10 protein-coding genes are annotated in these 8,739 nt (G+C 37.5%); 3 read left to right on the top strand and 7 right to left on the bottom strand.

Annotated elements, in window-relative coordinates; all coding sequences use genetic code 11:
• Window positions 1–177 precede the first annotated feature (177 nt).
• Entirely contained in the window at window positions 178–729 is a 552-nt protein-coding gene (locus SAGCYANO_RS33225) for a hypothetical protein (RefSeq protein ID WP_202223952.1), read from the top strand.
• Window positions 730–1,336: 607 nt separating this feature from the next.
• Here SAGCYANO_RS33225 and SAGCYANO_RS48350 read toward each other — a convergent pair.
• Window positions 1,337–1,459, bottom strand: a complete 123-nt coding sequence (locus tag SAGCYANO_RS48350) for a hypothetical protein (protein ID WP_255502447.1) — start codon at window positions 1,457–1,459, stop codon at window positions 1,337–1,339.
• Between the two features lie 654 nt (window positions 1,460–2,113).
• On the opposite strand from SAGCYANO_RS48350, the gene SAGCYANO_RS33220 reads away from it, so the two are divergent.
• Together SAGCYANO_RS33220 and SAGCYANO_RS33215 are read left to right on the top strand one after the other, a co-directional pair.
• Window positions 2,114–3,511 carry a GH1 family beta-glucosidase gene (locus SAGCYANO_RS33220; protein WP_202223951.1) on the top strand — a complete coding sequence of 466 codons (1,398 nt, stop codon included), beginning with the start codon at window positions 2,114–2,116 and terminating at the stop codon, window positions 3,509–3,511.
• 564 nt (window positions 3,512–4,075) lie between these two features.
• Window positions 4,076–4,213: a hypothetical protein gene (locus tag SAGCYANO_RS33215; RefSeq protein ID WP_202222712.1), complete on the top strand. Its 138-nt coding sequence runs from the start codon at window positions 4,076–4,078 to the stop codon at window positions 4,211–4,213.
• 608 nt (window positions 4,214–4,821) lie between these two features.
• Here SAGCYANO_RS33215 and SAGCYANO_RS33210 read toward each other — a convergent pair.
• The 6 genes from SAGCYANO_RS33210 to SAGCYANO_RS33185 form a co-directional block, all read right to left on the bottom strand.
• The gene (locus SAGCYANO_RS33210) at window positions 4,822–5,157 is read right to left on the bottom strand and encodes a hypothetical protein (RefSeq protein ID WP_202223950.1); all 336 of its coding nucleotides are present in this window, start codon (window positions 5,155–5,157) and stop codon (window positions 4,822–4,824) included.
• A gap of 32 nt (window positions 5,158–5,189) precedes the next feature.
• Window positions 5,190–5,372, bottom strand: coding sequence for a hypothetical protein (locus SAGCYANO_RS33205; RefSeq protein WP_202223949.1), 183 nt, complete (start codon window positions 5,370–5,372; stop codon window positions 5,190–5,192).
• An 80-nt stretch (window positions 5,373–5,452) separates the two neighbouring features.
• Window positions 5,453–5,773 (bottom strand): hypothetical protein, encoded by a 321-nt coding sequence (locus SAGCYANO_RS33200; RefSeq protein ID WP_202223948.1) that lies wholly within the window; start codon window positions 5,771–5,773, stop codon window positions 5,453–5,455.
• Window positions 5,774–6,465: 692 nt separating this feature from the next.
• A complete protein-coding gene (locus tag SAGCYANO_RS33195; protein WP_202223947.1) occupies window positions 6,466–7,557 on the bottom strand; it encodes an endonuclease NucS domain-containing protein in 1,092 nt (363 codons plus the stop codon).
• A gap of 55 nt (window positions 7,558–7,612) precedes the next feature.
• Window positions 7,613–7,837 (bottom strand): DUF6737 family protein, encoded by a 225-nt coding sequence (locus tag SAGCYANO_RS33190; RefSeq protein WP_202223946.1) that lies wholly within the window; start codon window positions 7,835–7,837, stop codon window positions 7,613–7,615.
• A gap of 193 nt (window positions 7,838–8,030) precedes the next feature.
• Window positions 8,031–8,273, bottom strand: a complete 243-nt coding sequence (locus SAGCYANO_RS33185; RefSeq protein ID WP_202223945.1) for a hypothetical protein — start codon at window positions 8,271–8,273, stop codon at window positions 8,031–8,033.
• Window positions 8,274–8,739 lie beyond the last annotated feature (466 nt).

Below are 8,739 nucleotides of genomic sequence, written 5' to 3'. Positions count from 1 at the left end.
ATATATTTTAACAGTAAATTGTGACGAAATTCTCCATCCAGATATTGCAGAAATTACCAAAAATATTTCACTAAATATCCTGATAGTTGGGTTTTAAGACTTAATAGAAAAGATGTAAAATATGGTGATGAAGCTACTTTAAAATCTCCTTGGGAATCAATATTTAATATTGATGAAATGAATACTTGTGGTGTAAGAACTGGGGACCAAAGCTTACAAAACCAACCAAATTATATGGTAGAAATACCCATAGCTCCTTTGCATAATAAATTCAATCCCTTGTGCCTTTTAGGGAAAAGAAAAGACCATCAAGGATGGCATACAGAAAACTTTGATAAAAAAGTATGGAAAAATGAAATAGTACAAGCAACTTTAGCAGATATTAGAGATGCAATGATTTTGTCAGGACCGTTTAAATATTTTCCTTTTTGGTGTTTAGATAGATTATTAGGACTTTCTATTCAAGCAAAGTATTATGAGCAAGGAAAAATTATCGGTCATAAATTGCCTAAACCAGAACAAATTAGAATTGAAGATAATCCTCCTGAATATAAAAGAAGTAAAAGATTTTATGTATTTGCCGAACTTTTATTACTGAAAAATAATCCTCAATATGGCTACCTCTGGAATCTAATTTTAGCTCAATTAACAGAGATTCCTGTGAGGGCAGTTTCTTCTATAAATCGACGTTTTTCAGAGAATAAAATGCAAAAAATTCCTCATGGATAATTGTTCAATAATTAGGGCTTGCTGATTAAATATCAGAGTATTGACTGATATTGGTTTCAGCCTTTTTTGGTCGAAAAAAGTGCAAACTTTTCGGCCTAAAAAGCTCATGCATGCTAGTATTTTGGGATGATTATGGCAGAAAAATCTTGGGACAATTTTTACGACTACCTCCTCTATAATTTCCATTTCTCCTGTCTTCTCCTCCCCTCCACGGTCGGGGTTAGGGGTGGGTTGGGAGGGGAGGGGCGAGGGGTGGGTTGTCTCCTGTCTCCTGTCTCCTACCCCTAGCAAAAGACTTTTTCAGCAAGCCCTAATTAGCAATTTAATGATATAAGCATTTCCTGCGGACTGCTGCGCAAACAGCATTCAGCAGTCAGCTAGCCTCCTGTAGGAGGAACAGGGTATAAACCCCGGTGACTACAAGCTTGTTGGGGTAACTCCCAGAAAAAACTGTGATACCTGGGGATGGATTGGTTCTGTTAGCATAAATCCTTGCGTTTTTCGAGTAATAGCTAGACCTGTTTATTTTCGTCGTGCATTACACTTTGATAATGCGGAAAAAGGCGGTATTCTTGACATCCTCCCCGGCCTAAAGGCACGGGGATTCCTACCGAGCCTTAGCTCCTCGGTGGGTTGACGTCTCACAGGCTGCTGCTACTTTGGCAGTAGTCTGACGCTTGCCTCCACGTCCGTTTAGAGTTTCCGAGTGCCCCCCGGCAACTAATAACACTATAGCATATATTCAATTCACTTAACATAAAAATAAAAAGTCGCCCTACAAGGGCGAGGCTTTAAACCCAATTTTTCGGTAAACGCAAAGGTGGAACAATTACTCCTTTTAAACTTCGGTATGGGGATAAAGTTATTGCTGAGAAAGCAGGAAAAACTTACAGCGGATGGATTGGTGGTTTTACTGACGCTAAAACCAAAAATATCAGCGTTTATGACCACAATTGGAAACGAATTGGGCAATTTTCTCCTAATAAAGTCCAACTTATTCGTAGGTCTAATAAACTGTGTGTTGTTTAACTTTCCCGGCGGTTTTAACCGCCGTTTGCCTTGACTCCACCCTTTAAAAAGAGGTGGATTCCAGACTCTCGATTACTTCTCTTGAGTAGGGGAGTGGGGGAGTGGGGGAGAAGTAAACATAAAAATAATTAATTTAATGCGCTCCTAGCTAATAGTTACAAATTCGCAAGAGGTCTATTCTATGTCCTAACCACTCTAGTTATTGCTATATCAAACTTTCTCCTTCTATTCCTCTTTCTTCTTCTTTCTTCCCTCCTGACTCCTGAGTTCTGACTTCCCCTCCACGGTCGGGGTTAGGGGTGGGTTGACTCCTAAGTAATTAAGATTAATATCACACACGCGCTTCAGCAACGCCATGAATAGTTATAAATTTCCAGACGATTTTATGTGGGGAATAGCCACCGCTTCCTATCAAATAGAAGGTGCCACCACAGAAGCAGGTCGCAAACCAAGCGTCTGGGATACCTTTAGTCAAACTCCAGGAAAAGTCTTACATGGCGATACAGGTATAATAGCTTGCGACCACTATCATCATTACGAAACAGATATTCAATTAATGGCACAACTGGGTGTCAAACATTATCGCTTTAGTATTGCTTGGCCACGCATTATTCCTGATGGTCGGGGTACAGTCAATGAAGCAGGAATAGATTTTTATCGCCGTTTAGTAGACTGTTTGCATCAACACAATATTACCCCCCACGCAACTCTGTTTCATTGGGATAGTCCCGAAGCTTTGGAAGACTTATACGGGTCTTGGCGTAGTCGGGAAATGGCAAAAGATTTTGCAGATTATGTAACTGCGGTGGTAAGTCGGTTAGGCGATCGCATAACTAACTGGATGACTATAAATGAAATTACTTGTTTTACCCATCTCGGTTATGCCGTCAATTCTGACCCTCCTCACGCTCCAGGTACTCGTGTTGATACTAATAAAGAAGTCTGGCAAACTTCTCATCATGCTTTACTTGCCCACGGGTTAGCTACTCAAGCTATTCGCGCTGCCTCTCCCACACCTTGTTTGATTTCTTTAGTTGATAATATTTCTGTAACTGTTCCCATTTCTGAAACACCAGAAAATATTCAAGCTGCTCAACAAGCATTTCACCTTTGCGGGCAAAATGGTGGGATTATTTTTCCTGCTCTGACTGGTAGATATAGTCCTGCTTTACTAGAGCATTTGGGAAAAGACGCGCCAGATATTCAAGCTGGAGATTTAGAAATTATTCATCAACCCCTTGATGCTGTTGGGTTAAATATCTATTCTGGTACTTATGTACAAGCAAGGGATAATGGGAGTTATGACTATCGCGATCGCCAACCTAGTTATGAGTTTTTATCTTTTCCTGTTGGTTATCCCAAAATGTATATGCCTTGGTTAAATATTATTCCCGAAAGTCTCTATTGGGGTATTCGTCATATTGGAGAAACATTGGGGCGACAAGATTTACCATTATTTATTACTGAAAGTGGTTGTGCAGCTCAAGATGAAGTTAATGCTCAAGGCAAGGTAATAGATACTGACAGAATTATGTATTTACGCCAATATTTCAAAGCTGCCCATCGTGCTATTAGTGAAGGGTATCCATTAAAAGGATATTTTGTCTGGAGTTTTATGGATAATTTTGAGTGGTCTTATGGTTATGACCGTCGCTTTGGTTTAGTTTATATTGATTATCAGAATCAGCAACGTCTAACAAAAGCAAGTTTTGATTGGTATCGGGAATGTATTAATCAAAATAGAGTTGTTTGAAGAAGGAAGTAGGAAGAGGGAAGAAGGAAGAAGGCTTTAGTTATCTAGGAGAGAAGGAAGAAAATTTTTTTGATATAGCAATAACTAGAGTGGTTAGGACATAGAATAGACCTCTTGCGAATTTGTAACTATTAGCTAGGAGCGCATTAAATTAATTATTTTTATGTTTACTTCTCCCCCACTCCCCACTCCCCTACTCAAGAGAAGTAATCGAGAGTCTGGAATCCACCTCTTTTAAAGGGTGGAGTCAAGGCAAACGGCGGTTAAAACCGCCGGGAAAGTTAAACAACACACAGTTTATTAGACCTACGAATAAGTTGGACTTTATTAGGAGAAAATTGCCCAATTCGTTTCCAATTGTGGTCATAAACGCTGATATTTTTGGTTTTAGCGTCAGTAAAACCACCAATCCATCCGCTGTAAGTTTTTCCTGCTTTCTCAGCAATAACTTTATCCCCATACCGAAGTTTAAAAGGAGTAATTGTTCCACCTTTGCGTTTACCGAAAAATTGGGTTTAAAGCCTCGCCCTTGTAGGGCGACTTTTTATTTTTATGTTAAGTGAATTGAATATATGCTATAGTGTTATTAGTTGCCGGGGGCACTCGGAAACTCTAAACGGACGTGGAGGCAAGCGTCAGACTACTGCCAAAGTAGCAGCAGCCTGTGAGACGTCAACCCACCGAGGAGCTAAGGCTCGGTAGGAATCCCCGTGCCTTTAGGCCGGGGAGGATGTCAAGAATACCGCCTTTTTCCGCATTATCAAAGTGTAATGCACGACGAAAATAAACAGGTCTAGCTATTACTCGAAAAACGCAAGGATTTATGCTAACAGAACCAATCCATCCCCAGGTATCACAGTTTTTTCTGGGAGTTACCCCAACAAGCTTGTAGTCACCGGGGTTTTATACCCTGTTCCTCCTACAGGAGGCTAGCTGACTGCTGAATGCTGTTTGCGCAGCAGTCCGCAGGAAATGCTTATATCATTAAATTGCTAATTAGGGTTTGCTGAAAAAGTCTTTTGCTAGGGGTAGGAGACAGGAGACAGGAGACAACCCACCCCTCGCCCCTCCCCTCCCAACCCACCCCTAACCCCGACCGTGGAGGGGAGGAGAAGACAGGAGAAATGGAAATTATAGAGGAGGTAGTCGTAAAAATTGTCCCAAGATTTTTCTGCCATAATCATCCCAAAATACTAGCATGCATGAGCTTTTTAGGCCGAAAAGTTTGCACTTTTTTCGACCAAAAAAGGCTGAAACCAATATCAGTCAATACTCTGATATTTAATCAGCAAGCCCTAATTATTGAACAATTATCCATGAGGAATTTTTTGCATTTTATTCTCTGAAAAACGTCGATTTATAGAAGAAACTGCCCTCACAGGAATCTCTGTTAATTGAGCTAAAATTAGATTCCAGAGGTAGCCATATTGAGGATTATTTTTCAGTAATAAAAGTTCGGCAAATACATAAAATCTTTTACTTCTTTTATATTCAGGAGGATTATCTTCAATTCTAATTTGTTCTGGTTTAGGCAATTTATGACCGATAATTTTTCCTTGCTCATAATACTTTGCTTGAATAGAAAGTCCTAATAATCTATCTAAACACCAAAAAGGAAAATATTTAAACGGTCCTGACAAAATCATTGCATCTCTAATATCTGCTAAAGTTGCTTGTACTATTTCATTTTTCCATACTTTTTATCAAAGTTTTCTGTATGCCATCCTTGATGGTCTTTTCTTTTCCCTAAAAGGCACAAGGGATTGAATTTATTATGCAAAGGAGCTATGGGTATTTCTACCATATAATTTGGTTGGTTTTGTAAGCTTTGGTCCCCAGTTCTTACACCACAAGTATTCATTTCATCAATATTAAATATTGATTCCCAAGGAGATTTTAAAGTAGCTTCATCACCATATTTTACATCTTTTCTATTAAGTCTTAAAACCCAACTATCAGGATATTTAGTGAAATATTTTTGGTAATTTCTGCAATATCTGGATGGAGAATTTCGTCACAATTTACTGTTAAAATATATTTCCCTGAAGCATTTACTAACCCAGTCATTCTTTGAATTATTTCTCCCCGAAATGAGCTATTGATTTGTTGCATTCGAGGGTCGCTAATTGGCAGTTTTTTCATTCCTGGAGGATGGGATAAAATTAATTCCACATCTCCATTTATTTTTAAAAGGGTTTCTATCCAATATTCGGGAAGACCTTCTCTTGTGGGTACTACAATTGATAATATTGGCTGATTCATTTTTATGTATATTAGCTAAGTTTTAGGTACATTGTATCAAATTTATTAATGGTCAGCCAATTCAGTTATCAGTTATCAGTTAGCCTCCTGTCGGAGGAGCTACGCTAACAGTTATCAGTACATCCTGCAATAGGGAAATTTTGAAGATGCAGAATTTTCTTTTTTATCCCCTTCAAGGAGGAAGGCTTGAAACCTAATTTTTTGTCAATAATTTAATTTTTGAGTAGTGTTATACAAGTTTAATAAATCTTTGCTATAAATATTTAGGTTACTGCTTAAGAGTCAGGAGACAGGAGTCAGGAGTCGTATGGGAATAGATTTAATACCATTTTTTATGTAGTAATTTATCTTTTTTTCCAATAGATGTTTCCTAAAAATTATTTTAATACTGCTTATTATTTGTAACATTATTTTTTCACGCTTGGTATTACAGAGATTTGATAGCAAATATTGAATAAGGAAGAATCAAGGAGTGGATAGGGCAACTTTTAAGTATCCCCTCCGCTTCTACAAATCCTCACCATATTGTAGAAAGCGTGTAGACGGTGGGATATTAAACCCATAAAGAAAAAGATAAATAGAATTTTATATGAATTCTATTTAAAGTCTCGATCGCCATTTTTCTAATGCTAAATCAACTAATGAGTCTAGAGATTTATAACAATCTAAAACTTCTGTTTTTAATTCTTCTCCTATTCTTGCTTCCCATAGTTTTTATAATGTTTAAATAGCTCCATATCTTCCTTGGTCAGAGGTTTTATATTTTTGGGATACTTAATAATTTTATTAACTTCTTTAACATATTTGTATACCATACTTTCTTTAATTGGTAAATAACAAGAATACCCACCAACTGTTATTTCAGACCAACCATACTTCCACCTTCGAGACCAATCTCCTCCTTTTTCAATCGCTTCTATTAGTTTTTGCATACTCCTTTTGTGCCGATTAATTTCTGTTCCTACTCCACTGGATACATAACCTTCAATCAAAGCTTGATCTTGCCAATCTGTCCAAATTCTAGCTCTGCCAATTCTCGAACTTTCACCTCCTTTATATGGTATCCAGAGAAATATTATTAATTCGCCTTTATCCAGGAAAAATTCAGCACAAAATTTACTACTTTTCCCAGTACCAATTCCATACTTAATACTCCCAGCAGAAGAAAATTCCTGCATCCTACTGTCAAAACCCAGAATTTTTTTTCTAATCCTAGATACCTCTTCCTGCTGTTGAGCATCCAAATTATTTACAACTTTCAAAAGTGCTGTGGGTGGGGTAGGTAAATCTAAATCATTTTCTAGCTCCTGATAAGGAATAATTGCCTTTGAAATCTCCCCATTATCAATATCTTTCAAACAAAAATAAAAGTTATCCCCATCTTGAATAACAGAAAACTCCAAAAATTGAAAATCAAGAGTGTGATATTTTCGGTCTGTAAAATTATCCCGATGAAAACTAGGAGTAATTGCTACTAATCTCACAGGTTGCCGATAATCAACTTTGTCACTAAAAGGTTTCTCATCTAACAAAGCATCATAATAACGAGTCAACTGTTGAACAATTCCCCTATCCTCAACATTTTTTAACTCCAACACCACTAATTTTTCCTGATTATCAACAGCCAAAATATCGCACCTTTGACTATTAACAATATATTGTCTGTCTAAAACCTTCAAACCTAGTAAAATGTCTAAGTGTTCATAAAGAAAATCTTCTAAAATTTCTTCACTGGCAAATTCCCACCCCAAACCACTCTTGATTAAAGCTCCGTTACTGAACATATATAATTGAATCTAAATTTTTGATACAATTTTAGACTTGTTTAATTAACATCTTTTATCCCATTCTTGATTCTGCCATTAATTTCGGCCAAATTACCAGGAAAAATCCCATCCAAGTCAATATTGGAATAGAGATAATAACTGTTAACCAAACAATTCTAAACACTAACCAACTACCACTAATAATAGTTATTCCTGTCAACAATATCGACCAAGGTTGACACCACCAAGGTTTGTAATTCCAGGGGTTAAAATTTTCTTGTTCAATTGAATCTTTCATAAAAATAATAATCAAAAATAAGGAACGCAAAAGATGAAATAAATTTACCAAAAATAACAAGGATAATTTTTTTATCTTTTTCTTTTGGGTTTAATACCCCGCCGTCTACACGGTGTTGACAATTGGTTGGGGTTTGAGTCCCCATCCACTTCTTCCTTTTTCCTTCTTCAATAGTAATGAATCAAATTGAATATTAATTAGAATTTAAACGTTTGGTAATTTGTTTAATTATGCCACTAAGAATTGCGCCTCCCATCAAAATTCCGATAGCTGGAGTAAATACTGGTTCCCATAATTTATGCCAAAGATCGAGACCTAAAGCAACTCCAGAATAACGACCAATTACAGCGATCGCGAACCAAGCAAAAGCAATTATTACTAGAAATACATCTGCCACTAAAAATGTATCTAACCAGTTGAGTAATTTTTCTTTCATTGTTAGTAATTTTTCATTAATATTTTAAGTTATTATACTATAATTAGGGTTTGCGCTCATAAAGTCTTTTTGCTGGGGTAGGAGACAACCCACCCCTAACCCTCCCAACCCACCCCTAACCCCGACCGTGGAGGGAGGGGAAGACAGGAGACAACCCACCCCTAAACCCTCCCAACCCACCCTAACCCCGACCGTGGAGGGAGGGGAAGACAGGAGGAATGGGGAATGTAGAGGAGGTAGGAGCGGGCGTTTTGTCTCTCAATTTTTCTGCCATAATCGTCCCAAAATACTAGCTTTATGCAGCTTTTGCCACCGAAAAGCTGGTACTTTTTTCAACTCTAAAACGCTAAAACCAATATCTGTCAATACTTTTAGAATTAATCAGCAAGCCCTAACTAGGTAAGCAAAATTATATATATAGCAATTCCTATAAGGCATGAAGTACGTGCATTAGTTTGTTTCAGCC

This window comes from Okeania sp. KiyG1, assembly GCF_014132355.1.
Classification (GTDB): domain Bacteria; phylum Cyanobacteriota; class Cyanobacteriia; order Cyanobacteriales; family Microcoleaceae; genus Okeania.
Note: the sequence above shows the minus strand (reverse complement) of the source record. Positions and strands in the feature narration are given on the sequence as shown.

Coding starts and splice junctions, on each gene's coding strand:
- SAGCYANO_RS33190 (WP_202223946.1), bottom strand. CDS start 7,837: ATGAAAGATTCAATTGAACAAGAAAATTTTAACCCCTGGAATTACAAA.
- SAGCYANO_RS33200 (WP_202223948.1), bottom strand. CDS start 5,773: ATGAATCAGCCAATATTATCAATTGTAGTACCCACAAGAGAAGGTCTT.
- SAGCYANO_RS33225 (WP_202223952.1), top strand. CDS start 178: ATGAATACTTGTGGTGTAAGAACTGGGGACCAAAGCTTACAAAACCAA.
- SAGCYANO_RS33220 (WP_202223951.1), top strand. CDS start 2,114: ATGAATAGTTATAAATTTCCAGACGATTTTATGTGGGGAATAGCCACC.
- SAGCYANO_RS33205 (WP_202223949.1), bottom strand. CDS start 5,372: ATGAATACTTGTGGTGTAAGAACTGGGGACCAAAGCTTACAAAACCAA.
- SAGCYANO_RS33185 (WP_202223945.1), bottom strand. CDS start 8,273: ATGAAAGAAAAATTACTCAACTGGTTAGATACATTTTTAGTGGCAGAT.
- SAGCYANO_RS33195 (WP_202223947.1), bottom strand. CDS start 7,557: ATGTTCAGTAACGGAGCTTTAATCAAGAGTGGTTTGGGGTGGGAATTT.
- SAGCYANO_RS33210 (WP_202223950.1), bottom strand. CDS start 5,157: ATGATTTTGTCAGGACCGTTTAAATATTTTCCTTTTTGGTGTTTAGAT.